Here is a 23405-nt window from a genome sequence, read left to right as displayed (position 1 = left end):
ATTCACTCTGCCAGAGCAGGGTGGCACGGTCCTCGGACGTGGAACGGCGTTCAACAGCAGATGGGCCGAAACAGCAGGTGGGTCGATCGAGCGGCCGACCGCGACGACCCTGAACCCAAACCCTTGAATCCTCGCGGTCACTTCCAGTGGGTAATGACCGACCTCGCGGATTCGCCGGCCGTCCGCCGGCTCGACGACTGGGACCTCGAGCGACTCGAGACACTCGCAGACGAGTACGACACGCCGCTGTACGTGATGGATTGCGATCGCGTGAAGGCGAACTACACCCGCTTCTCCGAGGCGTTCCCCGACGCCCACGTGATGTACGCCGCGAAGGCCCATACCGGGAAAGCGGTGCTCGAGGCGGTCATCGAGGCCGGCGGGACGATCGAGTGTGCAGCCTGGGGGGAACTGCAGCGATCGATCGACGCCGGCGCGGATCCCAACGAACTGCAGTACACCGCGGTCAATCCGCCGGATCACGACCTGGATTACGCCGCTGACCTCGCCGCGGAGAACCCCGGATTGACGATCACCATCGGCGCGCTCGACACGCTCGAGCGGCTGGCCGAACGTGGCTACGACGGGCGGATCGCCATCCGCATCAATCCCGGCATCGGGACGGGACACCACGAGAAGGTCGCGACCGGTGCCGACGCGAAGTTCGGCATCCCCTACGAGCGCGTCCCCGAGGTGGCGGACCGCGTGCGCGAGGGGTTCGACCTCGTCGGACTCCACGCCCACGCCGGCAGCGGCGTCCTCACGGAGGGGCTCGAGGATCACTGCCGGGCGATCGAACGCGTCGGCGAGATGGCCCGCCGCGTCGGTGACGACGAACTAGAATTCGTCGACGTCGGCGGCGGCTACGGCGTTCCCTATCGCGAGGACGACGACCCGCTGAACCTCGAGAAAACCGCGGACATGGTCCGCGACGCTGTGGGGGAGCTCGACGCGCAGCTGAAACTCGAGCCCGGCCGCTACGTCGTCGCCGACGCGGGGCTCATCCTGACGACCGTAAACACGATCAAGGAGGCCCCCGACACCACCGTCGTCGGCGTCGATGCCAGCCTCTCGACGCTGATCCGGCCCGCGATGTTCGGCTCCTATCACCCCATGCTGAACGTCAGCGCGCCCGGTCGCGACACACTCGAGGCGACCGTCGGCGGTCCGGTCTGTACCAGCGCCGACGTCTTCGCCCACGACCGCCCGATCGCCCGCCCCGAGCGCGGCGACGTTCTCGCCATCGGCAACGCCGGCTCCTACGGCTACGAACTCGCGAACCAGTTTCACTCCCAGCCCAAGCCCGCGGAGGTCGCACTCGAGGACGGCGAGGCCCGCGTCGCTCGTCGGCGTGAGACGCTCGAGGACGTGACGCGACTCGAGCAGTAATGACGTTCGATATCCAGAGCTTCCACGCCGACGCCGTCCGGACGCCCTCCCACGAGGACGTCTCCGAAATGCGCGAGTTGCTGTGCGAGACGCTTCGCGACGCCGGTACAGCCCCCACAGTCGACGACCTCGGGAACGTCCTGGCGACTCGAGGGGACGAAGCTGCCGACGGCCCGCACGTCGTCCTGAACACCCACATCGATACCGTTGCGCCGCACGTCCCCTACGAGCGCTCCGGCGGCGGCGGGTCGGACGGCGAGGATTCAGACGCCGGAGACGTCGTCCGTGGTCGCGGCGCCTGCGACGCGAAGGGACCGCTCGCGGCGTTGCTCGCCGCCTTTCTGCGCGTCGAACCGACGGCCGGCAAACTGACGCTCGCGATCACCCCCGACGAGGAGACGCTGATGACCGGCGCGGCCGGGTTGGAAGAGGAACTCGAGGCGGATGGCTACGTCGTCGGCGAGCCGACCGGCCTCGACGTCTGCATCGCCGCCCGTGGCCAGTGTGAAGGAACGATCACGATCGAGGGTGAGAGCGGCCACGCCGCGAGTGTGTCGGCCGACCGCAATTCGGTGTTCGGCCTCGAGCACGTTCTCGCGGCACTTCATACGTACGACGAGGAGGCGGGACCTGGCGAGGATCCGGTTCTCGGGGAACCCAAGCTGACGGCGACGGCGCTTGCCGGCGGTGAGGCGCCCAACCGCGTTCCCGAGTCCTGTCAACTCACGTTCGACCGGCGAAGCGTCCCCCCGGAGACGAGCGAGTCATTCCGGGCCGATTTCGACGGATACCTCGAAGAGCACGTTCCCGACCCGCTGTCGGTGAGCGTGGACCTCATCCGCCCGGACACGCCGTTCCCGACGGCATTCGTCACCGACGGGGACGAGCGGCTGGTGCGGACGTTGCAGGCGGCAAGCGGCGGCGAGGTCCGCCCGTTCGGCGCGGCGACCGAGGCAGGCTTCTTCGCCGCCGACGCACCGACGGTCGTCTTCGGACCCGGCGTATTGGCCGACGAGGAGGGTGCTGTCGCTCACGCCGAGCGCGAGTACGTCCGCCTGTCGGAGGTCGAGGCCGCGGCCGACGCGCTCGAGGAAGCAGTTTCGGAACTGCTCGCCTGATTCGGCAAACGCGCCGAGCGTGTTTCGTCTCGACGTTCGAATCGCCGGAGTGTGGGCACTCTTTTCGCGTCTCGAAAATCAACACTGCTGGAGGCTTGCTCATCAACTTCGGCGTGAACTCACCCCACGGCCCTGGCTCGTAGTCTTCGGGGTCCGACGTTCCGAGTTCACGCATTCGTTCGACGGCGAACCCCGAATCGACGAGCCCGTTGTAAATATCGCCCACAGTGTGACGATATACGACTTGATCGACGTCCGGCAACACCGAAGATAAACCGACCGGTGACGGCCATCCGCCGTCCGTCTCGAGACGGTGGCTTTCCGCTCGAAAACGGAACGAATCCCGGGTGACACTGTACGAAGCTCTGGACGGCGGTCGGTCGGAAGTATTGGTGTCGACACCGACTCGAGTCGACTGCCTCGTCAGGTCACCGATTCTGTCGACTGGCAACGACAAACACCGACTCGATCACACCCGCGAATGCGAACCCGAGGAGGTGTCCGACGTGGGAGATATGGGTTTGTCTGCCGGCCAGAACCATGATGGCGAGAAGCGCGAACGTCGTCGGAAACAGTACCCCAACGAGTGTGGCGATGAGGGTGTCCCTCGAGACACCTCGCATCGCGTACCCCGTTGCTCGAACGAGAGTCGCCGCAACGACGGCGAAGACCGCACCGCTTAGACCCCAGACGGCCATCCCACCGATAGCGAGCACTAGGCTCGTCAACACGTTGGTCCCCACGACGAGTCCCAACACGTGCCTGTTGCTCGTCATCCACGTCAGGAGAATCGCAAACGGCATCCACAGAAGCATATTGGTACGGAAGTGCGACCAGTCCAGATGGAGAAACATGTTCGTAACGTAGTAGAACGGATTGAGTACGACCCACAGCCCCTCCGTGGCTCCGAACAGGTGGATCGCCCTGGTATCGGTATACTCGAAGAGTCCACTCACGGCGACGACTGCAAACGCCACCACCGGAACGTACGGAAGAGCCATCCTCCCCACAACGCGGGACGCTCGACGAAGATCTATCGATTGCACGATTGCTAAGCGTTTCGAACGGTTTGTTCTCAACGCACCAAATATGTTTTGAATTTGAATTATGCTGGTGGGAAATTGACCCCGTCGCGACCGTCCCGATTGATCTCTCCCAGCGGATCCTCGAGCGTCTATTCACTGTTCTCGACGTGACAGATGTAACGATGGTGCTCGTCTCTGAACTCGCCGTTTCTCTCGAGTGGCTCCTCACCACGGAGGTCGTCTTTCGGGAACGTGATGTCGTACGAAGACAGTTTGCGACGCTCGCGAATTTGCTCGCGTCGCAGAATGATGGACTCGCCGGGATTGAGCAAACGCGAAGCGGTTGCGATGTTTGGCGAGTCCACGCCTTCACGTCGCTTCGCTCGTTCAGGCGTGGATTCGCCGGGGGTGGCACCTCGAGAGACGACTGTTGCACGTGGGTTGGCCCGCTCCGAGAATCGTGATCGGTCGGTGCAGGTCGAACGAGAACGAGTGGTAGTCGTTTCAACTCTCATCTGACAATTCCCTCTCAGTTTATGAAATATTACGTATGGTAGATTTATACGGGGAGGAATGATGTGTTTGACTGTAATGTCGTCCCGAGACGACCAGGATACGAACGCGAGTTCGCCCTCTAGCATCCTGCTCGTCGAAGATAACCCGGGTGACGCGCGTCTCGTCGAAGAGGTGAGCGAGGACCGGGGACTCGCGGACGTGCTCGCTATCGTTACGACCGGATCGGATGCGCTCGATTTCGTCCATCAACGTGGCGAGTACACTGACGCGCCGCCGACTGGCCTCGTCATCCTCGACTGGCACCTTCCAGGCGTCACCGGTGAAACGGTGTTAGCGGAACTGAATAGCGATCCGGCTACCGATCACATCCCCGTTATCGTAACGACCGGGACGGTGTCCGAACGAGAAGTCCGCACCATCTACGAACAGAACGCGAACGCATGTCTCACGAAACCCACAGACCCCGAGGAACTCGAGGAGATCATTCGAGCGTTCGAGGCGTTCTGGCTGTCGGCGGCTCGACTCCCTCCTGTTGACACCGGGACCGAACGGTATAGTGATCGTTGACAGTCATTGTACTCCCACTCGCCAATCAGCGGCCAGCACGGCCGGTGTTGGCCACTCGAGTGCGAGCGGTGAGTAAATCGTTTCAACGATTACGATAGGATCGATCACTCGAAGTCGACGACGACCCGGTGTACGATACGCTGCCGGGAAAGCGCGGTCAGAACGGAATCCGGAGGAAGTTCCAGTACCAGAGCAGCCAGCAGAAGCCGGCCATGCTGGCGACCACGACCGCGTAGTGGATCCTCGAGAGGTCCCCCCAGTCCCCCTCACGCCAGGCGAGGACGGCGTATCCCGCGGCGACCACCGTCCCGGCCGCGCCTAGGATCGGTAACACCGAGAGGAGTTCGTAGACGAGCGGTGGCCTGCTGAACAGCGTGTACGGGTAGACGAAAAACGCCAGCACGACGACCCCGAAGACGAACCCGAACAGGCAGGCGATGGCCCCACCGGCGATCCACCGCGGGCGGGCTTCCGGCGAGGGCGTCACCCGCGAGCGCCAGTCGACGGTCGATTCGTCCGTCGCGTTGTCGGCTGGGACGTCACCGCCATCACCATTCTCGTCCGAGTTATCTCCGCCATCCCCACCCTCGACCAAGTCACCTCCGCTACCGCCGGCCGCCACCGACACACCGGAGGTAGCCTCGGCCGCCTGCGCACCATCGCTCGAGTCGAAGTCGTCGTCGACTGCGCCTCGCGTCTCTCGTTCGTGCCCCCTCTCGTCCGTGCTTTCGTCGACACCGGCTGGCGACTCGCGGTCGACGAATCGACGTTTCGCCCAGGAGAGCGGCCAGGCCGCGACGCCCGAGAGCATCCCGAGGGTCGTGACCGCCGCGAGGCCGCCGTGAGTGACGAGCGAGTCGAGACGGGAGACCCGCTCGAAGGCGTGAAAGCCCAGACAGAGATATCGGATCCCGCCGTTTCCCTCGCGAAACGCGAGCGTGTCCACGCCGTCGACCGCCTCGAAGACGAGGGGTTCACGTTCGACCCAGCGGTCCGAACCGCCGAAGTCGGTGACGAGATAGCCGTCCTCGTCGACGGAGACGTCGACCGACTCGGCCTGGATCGTCGTCGAGAGCCGTGCGTGGGAGGTCTCCGCCACTCGAACGGCCCGGTAGGTGCCCTCGAGTTTGGCGGCACGCTCGGGGCTTCCGTCCGGCTCGAGCGTGTCACCGTTCCCCTCGAGTGCGCCCTCGTCCGCTTCGGGTTCGCCGCCGTCTCCCGGTTCGACCTCGGTCGTAGAGGCGTACTCCTCGAAGAACGAATCGAGAAAGTCACCGGTCGCGAGCGCGCCCGTGTTCGTGTTCGTCGCGACGAACAGTCCGAGATCGTACGCGGGGACCACCACGAGGAAGCTGGTGAACGAGCCGGGGATCGCGCCGTCGTGTTCGAGCGTCCGGACGCCGTTTCGCTCGCCCTCGATCAGCCCGAACCCGACGCCGTCGACCGCCTCGTGGTGAGAGAACCACCGCTCGTGCATCGCGTCGACTGACTCGGGCGCGAGTATCCGTCTCTCGGCGTCCGACCCGTCCGACTCCTCGGGCGCGCCGTTCCCGGTATCGCCGGTGTTGCCACCGCCGATCGCGCCGCCCTCGAGGTGTGCGCGGAGGAACTGCGCCATATCGGCGGCGGTCGACGTGGCAGCGCCGGCGGGACTGATCTCGAGGAGAAGGTCTGGAACGGACTGGGTCGTTCCCGCGAACGCCGTGTATCCGGTCGCCACGGTCGCGTCGAACCCCTCGGGGACGGGCTGGTCGAACGTCGTCGACGTCATCTCGAGGGGATCGAAGACGTTCGCTTCGGCGTACTCCGCGAAGCTGGTGCCGGCGACGTCCGCGACGAGCTGGCCCGCGAGGGAGGTTCCGTAGTTCGAGTAGGAGGCGACCTCGCCCGGCGGCCGGACTCGCGCTGGCTGTTCCTTCGCCAGCACGTCGGGCAGCGGCCGCACGTCGTCGGGGTCGACGACCCAGGTGCCCCGGGCTCGCTCCTCGAAGCCAGCCGTGTGGGTCGCGAGGTGGGCAGCCGTGATCGGCTCGTCGTACGTCTCGGGGATCGAGACCGACTCGAGGGAGCTTCGAATGTCTTCGTCGGGGTCGATCTCGCCGTCTTCGATCAGTTGCATCAGGGCAGTCCAGACGATCGGCTTGGAGACGGACGCGATCCGAAAGCCAGTCTCCTCGGGGTCGACGGGGGTGCCGTCCTCGGCGTCGGCCTCGCCGTACCCTCCCAGGTGCTCGACGGTGCCGTCGTGGACGACGGCAACCGACGCGCCGACGACATCGTGGGTCTCGAGCAGGTCGTCCATCCGCTCGTCGACGAACGACTCGAGGCCCTCGAGGTCGAGGTCCTGAGGTGGCTGTCTGGCGATTCGACTGGCGGGGGGCGTCTCCGTCGCCCCCTGGGATTCGGGTCCGGGGGCCGTCCGTTCCGCGTTCGGCGACTCTGCGGCAGTGGCGGCCGCCTCGCGGGGAAGGCGACCGGCGAGTGCCGTCGTTCCGAGGAGGGCCGATCCCGCGAGCACACGTCTGCGCGATGGTCTGTCCGACATCGATCGTACGTCTCACTTCTTGAGGGAGGCGCATATGTATTTGGAGCAATAGTTTCCTCCTAACGGTCGTCACCGACCGACGGTTCTAGACGCCGCCGTTCGTCGACGACGCGACGACCGATCAGATCTCGTCGACTAACTGTGAGAAGGCGTCGGTGTCGACGAGCTCCATCGTCTGCCCGGAGAGACCGTGTCGACGCAAGGTCAGGGCGGACTTGAACGCCGCCTCGCGGTCGTCGGCCTCGAAGACGATGAGGAAGTCGTGCTCGCCGAGGATCGCGTAGGAGTCCTCGAGCGAGGCGTTGTGCTGGTCGAACTCCGTTTGTATCTCGCCCCAGATCGACGCGAGTTCCTGGGCGTTCTGGACGTCGCGGTCCTCGAGTTCGATCAGTGACGCGTACGTCGGCATGGCGTCAGCCACAACGGATGGACGGAAAACGGTTGGCGTGGCACGGGAATGGACTGGGATAGGCGACCATCGCGATCGGACGACGGCGACGGTCGTCGAAAAGATGTATTCGATATCGAGTAAGTCACACATCTTTTTGGCCGTGCTCGCGCTACCTCGAGCCATGAGAAACGCGAAGATCGTCTGTACTCTGGGTCCGGCGTCGAACGATCGCCGGACGATCGAGGAACTCGCCGACGCCGGCATGTCCGTCGCACGCCTCAACGCGAGCCACGGCAGCCCCGAGGATCGAGCCGACCTCGTCGACCGGGTGAGAGCCGTCGACGAGAGTCGGGAAGAGCCCGTCGCGGTCATGCTCGACATGCAGGGGCCCGAGATCCGGACGGCACCCCTTCCAGAGGGTGAGACGGTCACGCTCGAGACCGGCACCGAGATCCAATTCGTCGAGGGTGAGACGAGTACGTCGGAGACCGTCGGGCTCTCGTTGCCGATCGATCCGGTCGAAGCAGGCGACAGCATCTTGCTCGACGACGGGTTGATCGAGACGACCGTCGTCGAACAGGACGGCGACGTCGTCAGGGCTCACGTCGACACCGGCGGCGAGCTCGGCGGCCGAAAAGGGGTCAACGTTCCGGGCGTCGATCTCGACCTCGATATCGTCACCGAGAAGGATCGAGCCGATCTCGAGTTGGCCGCCGAGAAAGAGGTCGACTTCGTCGCCGCGAGTTTCGTCCGCGACGCCGAGGACGTCTACGAGGTCAGCGAGGTGTTAGAGGAGCTGGGCGTCGAGATTCCGATCATCTCGAAGATCGAACGCGCCGGCGCAGTCGAGAACTTAGACGAGATCATCGAGGCCTCCTACGGGATCATGGTCGCCCGTGGCGATCTGGGCGTCGAGTGTCCGATGGAAGACGTGCCGATGATCCAAAAGCGGATCATCCGAAAATCCCGAAACGAGGGACTGCCGGTCATCACGGCGACGGAGATGCTGGACTCGATGGTCCACGCCCGCCGGCCGACGCGCGCGGAGGCATCCGACGTCGCAAACGCCGTCCTCGACGGCACCGACGCGGTCATGCTCTCGGCCGAGACCGCGATCGGCGACCACCCCGTGGCCGTCGTCGACGCGATGGACAGCATCGTCACCGAAGTCGAGAACTCCACGGAGTACGCCGAGTTACTCGAGCAACGGGTTCCCTCGGCCGGTGAGGCGCGGACGGACGCCCTGGCCCGGTCGGCGCGATTTCTCGCGCGGGACATCGGTGCCGACGCCGTCGTCGCGGCGACCGAGTCCGGCTACACGGCGTTGAAGACGGCGAAGTACCGACCCGGCGTCCCCGTCGTCGCCTCGACGCAACGCCACGAGATCCGCCGTCGGCTCGCGCTCTCGTGGGGCGTGACGCCGCTTTACGCCCGCGTCTCCGACCAGGGAGCCGACGCCGTCGTGGAGAAGGCCGTCCAGTCGGCACTCGAGGCGGGCATCGCAGAGAGCGGCGACACCGTCGTCGTCCTCTGTGGCATGATGACCGAACTCGAGGGGGCGAACACGACGAACATGCTGAAGGTTCACGTCGCCGCGGAGGCGCTGACGACCGGCCGGGTCGTCGTCGAGGGTCGGGTCACTGGCCCGCTCGAGCACGTCGACCACGGCGACCTCGCGGACGTCCCGGAGGGGGCGATCCTCGCGCTTTCGCCTGACTTCGACGAGGAGTTCGCCGGCGACGTCACAAAGATCGGCGGCATCGTCAACGCCCAGCGCGGGATGACCGGCTATCCGGCGCTCGTGGCTCGCGAGATCGGGATTCCGATGATAAGCGGCGCAGACGTCGCGGAGACCGAGTCGGGGGCGACCGTGACGCTCGACGCCGAACGCGGCGTCGTCTACGGCGGCGATACTGGCGATCGAGTGTAACGCCGACGCACGACCGCGGATTTTTGTCGATCCGGCCAGTAGCACTCGGCATGGCAGACGACTCGTCCGGTGTCGACGACGAGACGGGCCCTCGAGGCCCCGATTCCGAGCCGGACGTCTTCGGATCCAGAACCGACACCGAATCCGGCTGGGACCGTGACTCGGAGGAGTGGGACGGTTCGACGACCGACGGGGACGAATCGGACGCCGAGCGTGAACGGATCCCGATCGATCTCTCCGGCGATCCCGAACCGGACGACGAGGAGCCAGCGGACGACGATCCGTACGAACCCGAGCCCAGTTCGGCCCCGGTCGAGTCGGGAGATCCGAGCCTCGAGAACGTGTTGTTCGTGTTGTTGGGGGTCGTGGCGATGGTCGTCGTAATCGTCCGCGTCGTCTCGCTTTTGGTTTAGTCTCCGAGCGTGGAACCTCGCGGTTCCGACCGTCGACCACGTCCCCGGTTTTTTCGTCGCCGGACACACCATTCGGTCGACACAGCTATACGCACGCCGTGTGATATGTTGTGCCGTAGGAATGAATTCGGTCCAGCCGGTTCTCGATCGATACGCCGACGACGTCCCGGTCGAGGAACTCGTCCAGCCGTTTCTCGAGTTCGAGCGGTGGACCGGCGACGATACCCGCTTGCTCGTCGCCGAAGCCGCGGCCGCGACGACCGGACAGCGGTTCGTCGACGGCATCAAACCGGCCGTCACCCGGTTTCGCGAGGCGTTCGTCGCGACCGGGCGCGTCAGTTCCGTCGCCGATATCGCCGCACTTTCACTCGAGGACGACGACCTCGTGGCGGCGTTCGGTGCACGACGGAACCGTCACGTCTTGCTCGAGGCCGCCGCCGTCCTGGCGAGCCGACCGGAGGACGACGACCTCGCCGCCTTGCGGGGGTGGGCGGCCGAGGCCGATCAGTACCGACACGACGAGGATCCGATCGGATCGATCTCCGGCGTCGGCCCCTCGAGTTTTCAGTATCTCCGACAGCTCGCGGGCGTCGACGCGGTGACACCCGACCCGACGGTCACGGCGTTCGTCGAGGCCGTCGACGAGGAACTCGAGCACTCGCCGCTCGAGACGGCGACCGATCGGCTGACGATCGCCTCCTGTGAGTGGCTGTCGCTCGTCTCCACGTATCGGCCCCTCGCGATCGATCGGATCGCCTGGTGGGCGTTCACCGACGACGAGGACCGGCGGCCGGCCCTCGAGGCGGCCGGTCTAACTCTCGGTCAACTCCTGTAGCTCCTCGAGTTCGGGTTCGATCTCGTCCAGTTTCCGGTGCTGGTGACCGGCGGCGAAGTCAAACGGATTATAGTCGTCCCGTTCGGACGTCGGGACGATGGCTATGGACGTCTTCGGTCTGCTTGGCAATCCGGTCGGTCACTCGCTGTCGCCACCGATGCACGAGGCAGCCTACGACGAACTCGGACTCGACGCGCGGTACGTCACGTTCGAACCCGCTCCCGACGACATCGAGGCGGCGATCGACGGTGCCGACACGCTCGGAATCACCGGGCTGAACGTGACGATTCCGTTCAAACGGGACGCACTCGAGATCGTCGAACCCGACGAGTTGGCCGCCCGAATCGGCGCGGTCAACACGATCGACTTCTCGGGGCGGGGCGCGCCGACCGGTCACAACACCGATGCAGTGGGCGCGTTGCGCGCGTTACGGGATCACGACGTCTCCCTCGAGGGTGCACACGCCGTCGTCGTCGGCGCAGGCGGCGCTGGCCGGGCGATCTCGTTCGGGTTGGCCGACGCGGGTGCGACGGTTTCGATCGCCAACCGGACCGTCTCGACCGCCCACGACCTCGCGGACGACGTTCCCGACGCAACGGGGTACGGCCTCGACGAACTCGAGGCGCTGATCGCCGACGCCGACGTGCTGGTCAACGCGACGAGCGTCGGTATGGAGGAGGACGCGACGCCCGTCCCGGCCGATGCGCTTCACGGCGATCTCGCGGTGATGGACGCGGTCTATCGCCCGCTCGAGACGCGACTGTTGTCCGACGCCGCGGCTGCGGGTGCGACCACAGTCGACGGCGCGTGGATGTTACTGTATCAGGGGGTCGAGGCGCTCGAGTTGTGGACCGGGGAGGACGCGCCGGTCGAGGCGATGAACGAGGCGTTGCGGTCGAGCCTGTAGCCTCTCGAGTCGGCCACGTCGGCGACTGCCGGACCGACCGCCACCGGTCGCACTCACGATCGAGTCGTCTGCGGGGGAGAATCCGTCGGAGTCCGGAGTGTAGCGGGCAGACGGATCGACGATGTTCCACATCGGACGATTTTAAGTGAAGCAAACGTGTATCTCTTCCCGATGGGAATCCTCCAAACGTTGAAATCGCTGTTGGGGATCGACGACTCGGGTTCGCAGTCACAGGACGCCCGAGACGTCGGAGTAACGGTCGAACGCGAGCGCTCGAGCGAGGGCGAGGTGGGAGGGACGCCCACGGAGACGCCGTCGCTGGACGAGGAGGCGGCCGCCGCCGGCTCGACGGCCGCCGGTTCGACCGACTCCGTCATGGATCCACCGGACGAACCCGAGGAAGCTGCCGAGCCGGCGGAAGCGACGGGACCGGCGGAGACGGACGCGACACCTACCGAAGAGACGACGGTGGACGAACCGCCGGCCGAGGACGTTTCGGAGCGCTCGCCCGAGGAGATGGGTGACGAGTCCGCCTTCGAGGAACCGGACGACGAGCCGAGCGAGCCGGTCGACTCGATCAAAGGAATCGGTCCGGCGTACGCTGACCGCCTCGCCGACGCCGGCGTCGAGACGGTCGCGGATCTCGCCGATGCCGATGCCGGTGTACTGGCCGAGCAAACAGATATCTCCGAAAAACGACTTCAGGGCTGGATCGACCGGGCCGAAGTCCGGTAGCCTCGATCGCGGACTCGAGTTCCTCCACCGGGCGGACGGGAAACGAGATCGGGTCGCGGTCGGATCGGCATCCCGGTGTTGTCGGCCGCGTTATACGGACCGCAATGCGTCGGTCGCGGTCGATCGCAGCCCGTATCAGACCGCGAGGTCGGCTTTCGCTCGAGTCACGCTGACGTCCTCGGCGTCGACGTGGTCGACCTCGAGGAAGTGTGGAATGTAGTTTCGGCGTTCGTACTCTTCGTACTCGTCTTCTTCGCCCACGGTACACCACAGTTGGACCTCCTCGGGACCGTTCCACTCCCCGTTTCGATTGATCCCGAAACAGACCACCTCTTCGCCCTCGTACTCGATGATCGCGCCCGAACGAATGCCGGGATCCCCGTGGATGATGAGCTGTTTCATACGGGACGGTTCGACAGAAGACGGATTAAACGCTTCGACCGCGCCCGGCGGCGACTGATACGGATTGCTGTCTCTGTGTACCGTCTCCCTCGAGTCCGTTCTCCGAGAGTGACGGTAATAACGTACAGCAATCAGTATGCTAACAACCCCCAAGCCGAACCATCGTCGGACGGCGACGAACCAAACGGGTTTTAAACAGCCCTACCTTAGCCCACCGCAAGTGAGATAACCATGCAGATGCCACGCAGATTCAATACGTACTGTCCGCACTGCCACGAGCACCACGAGCACGAAGTCGAGAAGGCCCGAACCGGCCGCTCCTCGGGAATGAAGTGGGACGCTCGCCGAACGAAGCGCAACTCCGCGTCGATCGGTAACTCGGGTCGCTTCTCGAAGGTGCCAGCCGGCGAGAAGCCGACCAAGAAGACCGACCTCAAGTACCGCTGCAGCGAGTGTGGCAGAGCCCACCTCCGCGAAGGGTGGCGAACCGGCCGACTCGAGTTCCAGGAGTGATTTCAATGGCAGGAAACTTTTACAGCGTCCGATGCGGTGACTGTGAGAACGAACAGGTCGTCTTCGGCAAGGCCTCTACCGAGGTCGCCTGCGCCGTCTGCGGTACGACCCTCGCCCGACCGACGGGAGGGAAAGCCAACATCGAACACGAGATCTTAGAAACAGTCGAGTCACGATGAAATTCACCGGCTGGCCCGATCCCGGCGACCTCGTCGTCGGCAAGATCGACGAGATCGAGGACTTCGGCGTCTTCGTCGATCTCGAGGAGTACGAGGACAAACGTGGGCTGATCCACATCTCGGAGGTCGCAAGCGGCTGGATCAAGAACGTCCGCGACCACGTCCGAGAGGGCCAGATCGTCGTCTGTAAGGTGTTAGACGTCGACGAAGGACACGAGCAGATCGATCTCTCGCTCAAAGACGTCAACGACCACCAGCGCTCCGAGAAGATCCAGCAGTGGAAAAACGAGCAGAAGGCCGACAACTGGATGGATCTGGCGGTCACCGAGGGGATCGACGACGAGGCGTACACCGCGATCGCGAACGAACTGATCGGTGCCCACGGCAGCCTCTACGACGGCTTCAAGCAGGCGGCGATCCACGGCGAGGAGGCGCTCTCGAGTACCGATCTCACTGACGAGGAGATCGAATCGATCGTCGAGACCGCCCGCGAAAACGTCTCGGTCCCGTACGTCAACGTCACCGGCTACGTCGACCTCGAGAACCCGTCGCCGACCGGCGTCGACGGCATTCGTGACGCACTCGAGGCCGCCGAGGGCAACGGCGGCATTCCCGACGAAGTCGACCTCGAGGTCAACTACGTCGGCGCACCCGAGTACCGCATCAAGGTCAAGGCGCCGAACTACAAGACTGCCGAGGCCCAACTCGAGGAGAGCGCCCAGCGAGCGGTCACCGCCATCGAAGGCCACGACGGCGACGGCGAGTTCCACCGCGAGCGACGAACCGACGACGAGTGACGCCTTCGACATCGACTCTCGAGGAATGAAATCAGATATCCGGGTGTGTTCGGCCTGGCGCGAGCGACACGACCGCCCGGTCTACAGTCTTTCGTCGGAGTGTCCGGTGTGTAGCGCCAAAACGGAAAACAGCGCCCCGGCCCCGTTCGATCCCGAAGATCCGTACGGCGAGTACCGACGCGCTCTTAAACGTCGCAGTCGCTGATACGGTATGGACGAACTCGAGATCGACGCAGTCGCCGAGGCCGACTTGGACGACCCCGTTCTCGTCGAGGGGTTGCCGGGTGTCGGCCACGTCGGAAAGCTTGCGGTCGATCACGTACTCGAGGAACTCGAAGGGGAGAGTACGCTGGTTCGCCGCGTCTACTCACAGGAGTTTCCGCCGCAGGTGACCATCGAGGACGGCGTCTCGGAGCTGACCTGCGCAGAGATCTACGCTATCACCGTTCCTGAGGGGCGTGACGTGCTCCTGTTGACCGGCGACAACCAGGCACAGACCAACGAGGGCCACTACGTGCTGACGACCGCCTTTCTCGACATCGCCGAGGAGTTCGGCGCATCGGAGGCGTTCGCACTCGGCGGCGTTCCGACGGGTGAACTCATCGACGAGTACGCCGTCGTCGGCGCGGTCAGCGACGAGTCGCTGCTCGATCCGCTCGAGGAGGCCGGCGTCGAGTTCCGCGAGGACGAACCCGCTGGCGGCATCGTCGGCGTCTCCGGACTCCTGCTCGGACTCGGCGAACGCCGGGGCTTCGAGTCGGCCTGTCTGATGGGCGAGACCAGCGGCTACCTCGTCGACCCGAAAAGCGCTCGCGCGGTCCTCGAGGTGCTCGAGGCGGTCCTCGAGTTCGACCTCGACTACGAGTCCCTGGACGAACGCGCCGGCGAGATGGAGGACGTCATCGGCAAGATCCAAGAGATGGAACAGCAACAACAGAACATGGAGATGCCGACGGACGACGACCTGCGCTACATCGGGTAACGAACTGTTTCGCGATAGCGGCCCCGATCGCACGACGTGAGCGCGACTGGTGCGCGATGCTCTTGCGGTCGTCAACTATCGAGAGTATTCGCCCGACTGTGACGCCGCGACCCAATAGCTGTTACTCTCAAGATTCGATCCGAAACGTCCGGCGTCCGGTATCAGCCCTCGAGCACTTCGTAGGTGACGTCGGCGTCGCGCAGCGTGTCGGTGACACGACCCACCTCGTCGGTCGTGACGACGACGGTCACCGCGAGACCGCGTTCGGCCCCTTCGGCCGCGATTTCGCCGGCCGCAAACGGGACGGCTGGATCGGTTCCGGCCTCGCGACAGGCGACGACGGCCTCGACGCCGGCCGCGACGATCAGGTCCGCGTCTTCACAGTGGTCTGCGACGAACCGCGAGTCGACGGCACGGCTCCCTCCGGTACGGACCGCCGGCACCTGGAGGACGGTGGCCGAACCCGGCTCGAGGTCCATGACGCCCTCGAAACTGGTGACGCCGACGTCGGTGCCGGCCTCGGCATCGGTCGTCGCGACGCCGGTCGCCGGCCCCTCGTCGCCGGAACGAGCGTGGAGCAGGCCGTTCTCGACGAACAGGGAGACGGTCTCGCCCTCGTCGATGTCGTCGGTGGCGATGTACGCCGCTTCGCTCATCGCGTCGAGGACGTCGCCGGTGACGTGGTCGGCGAACCGGCGGACGTCGTCTGCGGTCTGGAACAGCCAGTCGACTCCTTCCGGGGTGACGCGGTACCGCGATCGCCCCTCCTTCTCGACGAGGCCCTCGTCGACGAGTTCGCGGATATACTCGCTGACGGCCTGACTCGTGACGCCGACCTCCTCGGCGATCTCGCCCTGGCTGACGGCGGGCTGGCGCTCGGCGATCTGCACGAGAATCCGAAACCGCGTCGCGGCTCGCTTGTTGTCGAGGACGTCGACCATACCACTCCCTTCTCACCAGCGTCGCAAAAGTTCCGCGGTCGTGGCCTCCGAACGCCGGCTCGAGGCGATTCGAAACGGATCGTCGGGATCGGTCGGTCGGCTCGATCGACCGGATCCCCACGTATGCGTTCGATCGGATCTTCGATCCATGGCCAAGAACGAAGCTCGTGGCCGTCGTCCGTAACGTCATGCACCTGACCGAGCCGGCCAACCGATATCTTCGCTTTCAAGGGCGTCTAACGCCCCGTCTACCGGAAAACGGGGGCGCGACGACGACTGAACAAACTCATTAGGGTTCGACACAGTCTCGAGAGCATGAACGACCGCTACGACGTGGTGATCGCCGGCGCGGGTCCGGCCGGTGCCCAGTGTGCGCGTGACCTCGCTGCCAGAGGCTACGACGTCGTCGTGCTCGAGACGGAGTCAGAAGAGGGGTTCCCCCGCCAGAGCAACAAATCGACCGCGGGGACGTTCCCCTCGATGATGGCCTCCTTCGGAATTCCCGACGACGTGGTGATGCAGTATACCGACAGCGTCGTCCTCGAGTCGCCGAAAGACCACTACGTGCGCGAACAGCCGGGTGCCGTCCTCGAGTTCGCCGACTTCAAGCGATATCTCGTGGCCGACGGCGAGGACGACGGCGCGGAGTATCGCTTCGAGGCGCGCGTAACAGCGCCGATCACCGAGGGCGGCGAGATCGTCGGCGTCCGATACAACGGCGACGAGGAAGTGTACGGCGAGATCGTGATCGACGCGACGGGACCGGCGGCCCCCCTCGCGAAGAAACTCGACGTCGTCGACCTGAAACGCGAGAACCACGCGGTCGGCATCGAGTACGAGTTCGAAGGCATCGATATCGATCGTCCCGGCTTTGCCGACCTCCACGACGCGATGATGCTCCGACTCGACCACGCGATCGCACCCGGCGGCTACTCGTGGATCTTCCACACCGGCGAGGATACGGCGAAGGTCGGTCTCTGTTACATCCAGAACGACATCCACAGCCGTTACGCCCGTGATGGATTTACCATCGACGACTATCTCGAACACTGGCTCGAGACCGATCCACGCTTTCGAAACGCCGAGCGACTCGAGGGGAAACAACACCGCGGGTCGGCACACATCCAGCCGCCAGGACAGATGCACACCGATCGGTTCATGGCTATCGGCGATACCGTGCCGACGGTCGATCCGCTCTGGGGTGAGGGGATCAACAAGTGTATGCAGTCGGGTCGGATGGCCGCCGCCGCAGCCGACAGCTGTCTCAAACACGGCGATCTCGAGCCGACTGCGGAGAACCTCGAGGTGTACGACACCCTCTGGCACCAGGAGGTCGCACCGAACGTGCGAAACCGGCTCTGGATGACGAAACTGCTCTATCTCGCGGAGAACGACCGATACGACGCGTTCATGCGGGATCTAAACCGGATGGACGACGAGACGCTGTCGAAGGCCAACCGTGGCAGTCCCATCGCCATCGCGAAACTGCTCGAACTCGGTGATCTGCCGCTTATCACCAGGCTCGCCCGCTGGGAGCTCGGGCTCGGCGACCTGAACTGAACTCGGTGTCAGCGACCGATGATCTCGGCCGCTCGAGTGATCGTGGCGAACTCTCCCTCGAGGTGGGCCAGTGCGGTCCGGTGGACGACGTCGGCGTCGAACTGTTCGCCCTCGAACCGCCGGTCGAACGTCGCGGTCGCGTCCGCGACGACGGTCACGTCGAAGCCGCGATTCTCGGCCATCCGTGCGGTCGTCGAGACGCAGTGGTCGGTGGTCAACCCCATCACCACGAGCGTCTCGTGGCCGCGTTCTCGGAGCCACGCCTCGAGGTCGGTGTCGACGAACGCCCCGTTGACGGACTTGACGAACACCGGTTCGTCACCGCGGGGCTCGAGGTCGGGCTTGAACGCGAATCCCGGCCGATCACCCCGAAGCGGCGAGTCGGGTTCGGTCGAGTCGTGTCGGACGTGAACGACGGGGCGGTCGGTCTTGCGCCACCGCGAGAGCACCGTCGCCGCCCGCCGTTCCGCGTCGGGATTGTTCCGAACTCCCCACGACTCGTCGTCGAACCCAGACTGGAAGTCGATCAGGAGCACCACGGCACGCTCGAGCGCCGAATTCGCCTCGGGGTCGAACACCGACGCTCCGTCGCTCATGAGAATCGACCGGCGCGAATCGCCGGGTCTCGAGCCACCTTGGGCGCCGTTTTCGATCGTAACTCTCCGGGCCGAACTCGTTGAATGGGGGCTTCCTGGTCCATTGCCGTCTGGAATCCAGGCTCGTTCATTGCGTACGACTTGGCGTTCGTACCAATGTATGTTTAGCTTTTCTCCGGAGTTGCCTTTCACTCTCTCGCGGTTAATATCAACCGATATTCATGTCGTTAGCTCCGGTACGAATACGGCACGTCTTGGGGTCAAACCGGGAGACCGGGACAGCGGTCCGTATCAGACGTCTTCGGGGAGCCAGCCGCCGTCGACTTCGATGTTCTCTCCGCTGACGTACTCGTTGTCGGGGTCGAGGAAGAAGTACAGCGGACGGATCAAATCCTCGAAACTCGCGGGACGGTTTCGAGGCAACTCGTCGGGAAACTCCGCGGAGTTCTCGACGACGTACGGTGAGATCGCGTTGACCGTGATTCCGTCGTCTTGCGTGTCCGCCGCGAGCATTCGCGTGAACATCAGGACGCCCGCTTTCGCGGCGAAATACGGGAAGTTCTTCGGGCTCACTAGTCCCTTCTCCGAGGAGGCGTAGCCGACGTTGACGATCCGTCCGAACTCGCGTTCGCGCATCGCGGGCAGCGCACGTTTCGAACAGAGGTACGTTCCGTTCAGGTTCGTCTCGAGTACCCGGTTCCACCGATCGAAATCCGTCTCCTCCCAGTGTTCGGGTGCGAACTCTCCGACGTTGTTCACGAGAACGTCGACGGAGTCCAGTTCCGACTCGACGGCCGCGAAGAGGCCGTCGACGCTCTCGGGATCGGTGACATCTCCCTGGACCGTCGTCGTCTCCGACGCGCCACGGTCGGCCGCCTCGTCGGCGACTCGACTGGCCGCGTCGGCGCTCGTGTGGTAGTGGACCGCGGTCTTCGCGCCGCAGTCGGCGGTCGCCAACAGTAGTTCGCGCCCGACGCCTCTCGCGCTTCCCGTGACGAGGACCGTTCGCCCCTCGAGGTCAGGTCCGTTCATACGGATTCCTCGAGAACTGTGCCGAAAAATCGCTCGGAACCGGACTCTCCGACCGGTTTCGGACTTCGACTGTTCGAAAAAAGTCCTGAATTTAAGTAGGACCCGGGCGATAGCCGACCCATGACACTGGAAACAATCCTACTCGCGATCGGACCCGGCGACGCGGAACGGAGCGACGAACTGGCCGAAGCGGTCGTCGAGGTCGCGGCACCCACCGATGCGACGGTCGTCCTCGCACACGTCTTCACCGACTCGGAGTACGACGAAGTGCTCACGCAACTCGAGTTCGACGTCGACAACGACGAGATCGATCCGGACGAGGTCGCAGCGCGCCACTCGACGGTTCGAAACCTCCGTTCGGTCTTCGACGACCGCGGCGTCGAGTACCGGATTCAGGGCGCGGTCGGCGAACACGGTCCGACGATCGTCGATGTCGCGACCGACGTCGATGCGGATCGGGTCGTCGTCGGCGGCCGCCGCCGATCGCCGACCGGGAAGGCGGTGTTTGGATCCACCGCACAGGAGGTGTTGCTGTCGGCACCCTGTCCGGTGACGTTCGTCCGGAGCAGCGAAGCGGAGTAGTACCAGGCGTCGACTGCAGGTTGTGACGCCAGCAGTCGACCGCCCCCACATTTTGGGGTTCGTGCGTCCCGACCCGACGCCCCCACAGGACAGTCACGAGTGTCGCCGTGGTGGCCGGCGACGACGGTCCGAGACGCCGGTCGGTCGTTCGAGGAAATCTAAACTCGTCGGCGAGTACAATATGTGCAGTTAAGTGTCGCGACGGACGTCTTTCAGGTAGCATGGTCTACTATGCGGGCGTCGATCTCGGCGCGACGAACGTGCGGGCCGTCGTCGGTGACGACGAGGGAACGACGATCGGCCGAAGTCGCAACGCTACGCCGCGTGGCCCGACGGGGATCGACGTGACGGAAGGCGTCCTCGAGACGCTTCGAGCGGCCTGTGTCGACGCCGGCGTCGATCCCGAGGAGATCGTCGCCGCGGGAATCGGCTCGATCGGTCCCTTCGACCTCGCGGAGGGAGCCGTGATCGACCCCGCGAACCTGCCGGATTCGATCGATCGCATCCCGCTGACCGGTCCCATCGAGAAGCTGGTCGACAGCGACGAGGTCTACCTTCACAACGACACGAACGCGGGCGTCATCGGCGAACGGTTCCACGCGAGTCGCAACCCCGACGACATGGTCTACATCACCATCTCCTCGGGGATCGGTGCTGGCGTCTGTTGTGACGGCGAGATCATCGACGGCTGGGACGGGAACGCCGGCGAGGTCGGTCACTGCGTCGTCGACCCGCGCGGCCGGCTGACCTGTGGCTGTGGCCACGACGGCCACTGGGAGGCGTACTGCTCGGGCAACGCCATCCCCGACTACGCCCGACTGCTCGCCGAGGACGACCCGACGATATCGACCGGACTCCCGCTCGAGGGCCCGGATTTCACCGCGAGGGACGTCTTCGAACTCGCAGGCGACGACGAACTAGCCGACTACGTGATCGACCAGCTCGCCCACTGGAACGCGATCGGCGTCGCCAACGTCGTCCACTCGTTCGCACCGATCGTCATCTCCTTCGGCGGCGCCGTTGCACTCCACAACGAGGAACTGGTCGTCGACCCGATCCGCGAGCGCGTTTCCGAGATGGTGATGTCGAACGTCCCGGAGATTCGGGTGACCGACCTCGGCGACGACGTCGTCCTCGAAGGAGCACTCGCGAGCGCGATGACGAAGGGGACGGGCGATCGTCGACGACTCAGGGGCTGAGCCACGGTTCGGCTCGCCACTCCTCACGCTCGCACACGCTCCTCGAGTCACTGGCCATCCCTCACGCTCGCACACGCTCCTCGAGTTGTCGGATAGCCGCACCGACACTCTCCGGCAGAACGACCCCGTCGCTATTTATTCGCTGGTCACCTGGGATGGGTATGCGGCGCAGATCGTTTCTCCAAACGAGCGGCGTCACCTCGCTCGGCCTGACCGTCCCAGCATCGACGAGTGCAGCCGGTCGATCGGCGGGACCGTCCGACCGGTCGACGCTCGCGTCGGCCCAGGAATCCTACGAACCGCTTGGTCGCGTCTCCGTCGAGGGGGCCGCCGAAGCCGTCCTCGGCGACGACGGCGCGGTCGCGTACCTCGCCGCGACGACCGGCTTTGCGATCGTCGACGTGAGCGACTCCGAGGAACCCGAACTCCTCGCGGAGGAACGTGCCATCGACGTCGACGGCGCGCCGGTTCTCCAGATCCTCGACGTCAAAGTCGACGACGAGATGCTGATCGTCCCGGGGCCGGCGAACCGCGGCTCCGACGAGTTTTTCCACGGGTTCCTCCGGTACGACGTGAGCGATCCCGCCGATCCGAGAGCGATCGGCGAACCGTACGAGACCGGCACCCACATCCACAACTGCTATCTCGACGGCGAGGTGCTGTACGTCGTCGCGAACGATACCGACGAGAACCCGCTGGTCGTCTACGACGTCGGGGGCGAGGTCGTCGAGGAGATCGGTCGCTGGTCGCTTCTCGAGCGTGAACCCGGCTGGCGCGACGTCGACTGGCTCGCACGATACCTCCACGACGTCTACGTCCACGACGACGTCGCGTACCTCGCTCACTGGAACGCCGGTACCTACCTGCTCGACGTGGGCGACCCCGCCGAGCCCGAGTATCTCTCACACGTCAGCGATACCGACCTCGAGTCCCAACGCGAGATGGACGACGACCGGGACGCCCGGCTGGGGCTTCCGGGCAACGACCACTACGCCGCGGTCGACGAGACGGGCGACCTCCTCGCGGTCGGCCGGGAGGCGTGGGCGACCGGCGGCGACGAGCCCGACGGACCGGGCGGGATCGATCTCTACGACGTGAGCGACCCCACCGAGCCGGCGTTTCGGGCGACGATCGACGCGCCGCGGGCCGCCGACGAGCGCTACTACGGGCCGCTGTGGACGACCGCCCACAACTTCGAGCTTCGCGACGGCGACCTCTACGCCTCGTGGTACCAGGGGGGCGTGACGATCCACGACGTGAGCGACCCTGCCGAGCCGACGGAACGCGCCTCCTGGCGCGATCCCGAGACGGCGGCGTTCTGGACGGCACGCGTCGCCGACCCCGGCGAGACGTTCGTGGCGAGTTCGACGCCCGCGATTCCCCACGGGCTGACCGACGGCGCACTCTACACGTTCCCGATCCGGACCGGCGAGCAAGCCGACCAGCCGTCGCTTACGGACCTCGACGCCCTCGAGTTCGAGGACGATACCGGCGCTGGCGAAAACGAATCGTCGAACGGCAGCGGATCCGACGGCACCGGAGCGTCGACAAACAGTACCGACGGCTCGGCCGAAGCGAGCAGCAATGCGGAAGACGACGGCGCGTCCGGCGGCGTGGATCGGACGCCTGGGTTCACCGCCGGCGGGACGGTCGGACTCGTCGGTGGGGTCGCCGCTCTCGAGTGGTTTCGACGCCGTCCTCGGGAGAACGATCGGGGCCGGCCGTGATCGACGCTCGTCACCGCTTCCAGGGTCTATAAGGGTCGTTCCTGACGATTTCGGTCGCGTGACCAAACCTATTCACCGCTCGAGTCCGTACGAAGACCAATGACCGAATCCGACACCGACTCGACGCTTCGCGAGCGGGTCGAGACGTGGCTCAGCCGCGAGATGCCGATCATTCAGATGCACGGGGGGACGAGTGCGGTCCGGGAAGCCGATCCCGAGACCGGCGAGGTCATCATCGAACTCGGCGGCGGCTGCAAGGGATGTTCGGTCAGCGACATCACGACGAACAACATCGAGGCCGAACTTCTCACCTGGCCCGAGATCGAGGAGATCACCGTCCGCGTCCCCGATGCCCGCGAGAGCCTCGGCGGCCCGGACCAGGCCGAGTCGATCATGGGGGTCGATCGCACGGAAGGGGGACGCGGCGACTGGGGATCGTCGAACCCCGGCAAAGACCATCTGTGAACGTCCAGCCGCGGATCAAACGCGACGGCGGCCGAGTGGTGATAGTTGACACGGGCGGA

General features: G+C 65.1%; 26 protein-coding genes. 18 read left to right on the top strand and 8 right to left on the bottom strand.

What is annotated here, in order from left to right:
• The first annotated feature begins 153 nt into the window (after positions 1–153).
• Together lysA and FYC77_RS06105 are read left to right on the top strand one after the other, a co-directional pair.
• Positions 154–1389, top strand: a complete 1236-nt coding sequence (lysA, locus tag FYC77_RS06110; protein ID WP_149080614.1) for a diaminopimelate decarboxylase — start codon at positions 154–156, stop codon at positions 1387–1389.
• Complete coding sequence (locus tag FYC77_RS06105) at positions 1389–2507, top strand: M20/M25/M40 family metallo-hydrolase (protein ID WP_149080613.1); 1119 nt, start codon at positions 1389–1391, stop codon at positions 2505–2507. The genes lysA and FYC77_RS06105 overlap by 1 nt, the downstream gene beginning before the upstream one ends.
• A 428-nt stretch (positions 2508–2935) precedes the next feature.
• Here the strand turns inward: FYC77_RS06105 and FYC77_RS06100 are convergent, their stop codons facing one another.
• Positions 2936–3508, bottom strand: coding sequence for a rhomboid family intramembrane serine protease (locus FYC77_RS06100; RefSeq protein WP_149080612.1), 573 nt, complete (start codon positions 3506–3508; stop codon positions 2936–2938).
• Positions 3509–3681: 173 nt separating this feature from the next.
• Positions 3682–3897 carry a hypothetical protein gene (locus FYC77_RS06095; protein WP_149080611.1) on the bottom strand — a complete coding sequence of 72 codons (216 nt, stop codon included), beginning with the start codon at positions 3895–3897 and terminating at the stop codon, positions 3682–3684.
• Positions 3898–4123: 226 nt separating this feature from the next.
• Between FYC77_RS06095 and FYC77_RS06090 the strand changes: the two genes are divergently transcribed.
• Entirely contained in the window at positions 4124–4615 is a 492-nt protein-coding gene (locus FYC77_RS06090; protein WP_149080610.1) for a response regulator, read from the top strand.
• Between the two features lie 157 nt (positions 4616–4772).
• On the opposite strand, the gene FYC77_RS06085 is transcribed toward FYC77_RS06090, so the two are convergent.
• Both FYC77_RS06085 and FYC77_RS06080 read right to left on the bottom strand, forming a co-directional pair.
• Positions 4773–7133, bottom strand: a complete 2361-nt coding sequence (locus FYC77_RS06085) for a serine hydrolase domain-containing protein (RefSeq protein ID WP_238386799.1) — start codon at positions 7131–7133, stop codon at positions 4773–4775.
• A 148-nt stretch (positions 7134–7281) separates the two neighbouring features.
• Positions 7282–7569: a GYD domain-containing protein gene (locus FYC77_RS06080; RefSeq protein ID WP_149080608.1), complete on the bottom strand. Its 288-nt coding sequence runs from the start codon at positions 7567–7569 to the stop codon at positions 7282–7284.
• Positions 7570–7732: 163 nt separating this feature from the next.
• On the opposite strand from FYC77_RS06080, the gene pyk reads away from it, so the two are divergent.
• The 5 genes from pyk (at position 7733) to FYC77_RS06055 (ending at position 12371) form a co-directional block, all read left to right on the top strand.
• On the top strand, positions 7733–9481 hold the full coding sequence (pyk, locus tag FYC77_RS06075; RefSeq protein WP_149080607.1) for a pyruvate kinase: 1749 nt from the start codon (positions 7733–7735) through the stop codon (positions 9479–9481).
• A 50-nt stretch (positions 9482–9531) separates the two neighbouring features.
• On the top strand, positions 9532–9894 hold the full coding sequence (locus FYC77_RS06070; protein WP_149080606.1) for a DUF7312 domain-containing protein: 363 nt from the start codon (positions 9532–9534) through the stop codon (positions 9892–9894).
• Between the two features lie 121 nt (positions 9895–10015).
• On the top strand, positions 10016–10729 hold the full coding sequence (locus FYC77_RS06065; RefSeq protein ID WP_149080605.1) for a hypothetical protein: 714 nt from the start codon (positions 10016–10018) through the stop codon (positions 10727–10729).
• 103 nt (positions 10730–10832) lie between these two features.
• Positions 10833–11636, top strand: coding sequence for a shikimate dehydrogenase (locus FYC77_RS06060; protein WP_149080676.1), 804 nt, complete (start codon positions 10833–10835; stop codon positions 11634–11636).
• Between the two features lie 171 nt (positions 11637–11807).
• Positions 11808–12371, top strand: coding sequence for a helix-hairpin-helix domain-containing protein (locus FYC77_RS06055; protein ID WP_149080604.1), 564 nt, complete (start codon positions 11808–11810; stop codon positions 12369–12371).
• A 135-nt stretch (positions 12372–12506) separates the two neighbouring features.
• Here FYC77_RS06055 and FYC77_RS06050 read toward each other — a convergent pair whose 3' ends face one another.
• The gene (locus FYC77_RS06050) at positions 12507–12773 is read right to left on the bottom strand and encodes an HAH_0734 family protein (protein WP_149080603.1); all 267 of its coding nucleotides are present in this window, start codon (positions 12771–12773) and stop codon (positions 12507–12509) included.
• A gap of 231 nt (positions 12774–13004) precedes the next feature.
• Between FYC77_RS06050 and FYC77_RS06045 the strand changes: the two genes are divergently transcribed.
• From FYC77_RS06045 to FYC77_RS06025, 5 genes are read left to right on the top strand one after another with little or no spacing between them, the layout of a single operon-like run.
• Complete coding sequence (locus tag FYC77_RS06045; RefSeq protein WP_149080602.1) at positions 13005–13286, top strand: 50S ribosomal protein L44e; 282 nt, start codon at positions 13005–13007, stop codon at positions 13284–13286.
• Positions 13287–13291: 5 nt separating this feature from the next.
• Positions 13292–13465, top strand: coding sequence for a 30S ribosomal protein S27e (locus FYC77_RS06040; RefSeq protein WP_149080601.1), 174 nt, complete (start codon positions 13292–13294; stop codon positions 13463–13465).
• Positions 13462–14262 (top strand): translation initiation factor IF-2 subunit alpha, encoded by an 801-nt coding sequence (locus FYC77_RS06035; RefSeq protein ID WP_149080600.1) that lies wholly within the window; start codon positions 13462–13464, stop codon positions 14260–14262. Before FYC77_RS06040 ends, FYC77_RS06035 begins: the two co-directional genes overlap by 4 nt.
• Before the next feature lie 25 nt (positions 14263–14287).
• Positions 14288–14467: an RNA-protein complex protein Nop10 gene (locus FYC77_RS06030; RefSeq protein WP_149080599.1), complete on the top strand. Its 180-nt coding sequence runs from the start codon at positions 14288–14290 to the stop codon at positions 14465–14467.
• Between the two features lie 6 nt (positions 14468–14473).
• On the top strand, positions 14474–15244 hold the full coding sequence (locus tag FYC77_RS06025; RefSeq protein ID WP_149080598.1) for a proteasome assembly chaperone family protein: 771 nt from the start codon (positions 14474–14476) through the stop codon (positions 15242–15244).
• A 161-nt stretch (positions 15245–15405) separates the two neighbouring features.
• Here FYC77_RS06025 and FYC77_RS06020 read toward each other — a convergent pair whose 3' ends face one another.
• Positions 15406–16185 carry a DUF7839 domain-containing protein gene (locus FYC77_RS06020; RefSeq protein ID WP_149080597.1) on the bottom strand — a complete coding sequence of 260 codons (780 nt, stop codon included), beginning with the start codon at positions 16183–16185 and terminating at the stop codon, positions 15406–15408.
• Between the two features lie 315 nt (positions 16186–16500).
• Here FYC77_RS06020 and FYC77_RS06015 point away from each other — a divergent pair, with 315 nt between their 5' ends.
• The gene (locus FYC77_RS06015; RefSeq protein ID WP_149080596.1) at positions 16501–17745 is read left to right on the top strand and encodes a digeranylgeranylglycerophospholipid reductase; all 1245 of its coding nucleotides are present in this window, start codon (positions 16501–16503) and stop codon (positions 17743–17745) included.
• Positions 17746–17753: 8 nt separating this feature from the next.
• On the opposite strand, the gene FYC77_RS06010 is transcribed toward FYC77_RS06015, so the two are convergent.
• Together FYC77_RS06010 and FYC77_RS06005 are read right to left on the bottom strand one after the other, a co-directional pair.
• Entirely contained in the window at positions 17754–18341 is a 588-nt protein-coding gene (locus tag FYC77_RS06010; protein ID WP_149080595.1) for a cysteine hydrolase family protein, read from the bottom strand.
• Positions 18342–18632: 291 nt separating this feature from the next.
• Entirely contained in the window at positions 18633–19373 is a 741-nt protein-coding gene (locus FYC77_RS06005) for an SDR family NAD(P)-dependent oxidoreductase (protein WP_149080594.1), read from the bottom strand.
• Between the two features lie 120 nt (positions 19374–19493).
• Here FYC77_RS06005 and FYC77_RS06000 point away from each other — a divergent pair, with 120 nt between their 5' ends.
• From FYC77_RS06000 to FYC77_RS05985, 4 genes are all read left to right on the top strand, one after another.
• On the top strand, positions 19494–19955 hold the full coding sequence (locus tag FYC77_RS06000; protein WP_149080593.1) for a universal stress protein: 462 nt from the start codon (positions 19494–19496) through the stop codon (positions 19953–19955).
• 221 nt (positions 19956–20176) lie between these two features.
• Complete coding sequence (locus FYC77_RS05995) at positions 20177–21154, top strand: ROK family protein (RefSeq protein ID WP_149080592.1); 978 nt, start codon at positions 20177–20179, stop codon at positions 21152–21154.
• 161 nt (positions 21155–21315) lie between these two features.
• Positions 21316–22881, top strand: coding sequence for an LVIVD repeat-containing protein (locus FYC77_RS05990; RefSeq protein WP_149080591.1), 1566 nt, complete (start codon positions 21316–21318; stop codon positions 22879–22881).
• Positions 22882–22980: 99 nt separating this feature from the next.
• Complete coding sequence (locus FYC77_RS05985) at positions 22981–23346, top strand: NifU family protein (protein ID WP_149080590.1); 366 nt, start codon at positions 22981–22983, stop codon at positions 23344–23346.
• Positions 23347–23405 lie beyond the last annotated feature (59 nt).

Source organism: Natrialba swarupiae, assembly GCF_008245225.1.
In the GTDB taxonomy this organism is placed as follows: Archaea; Halobacteriota; Halobacteria; order Halobacteriales; family Natrialbaceae; genus Natrarchaeobius; species Natrarchaeobius swarupiae.
This window is presented reverse-complemented; position numbering and strand designations above follow the sequence as displayed.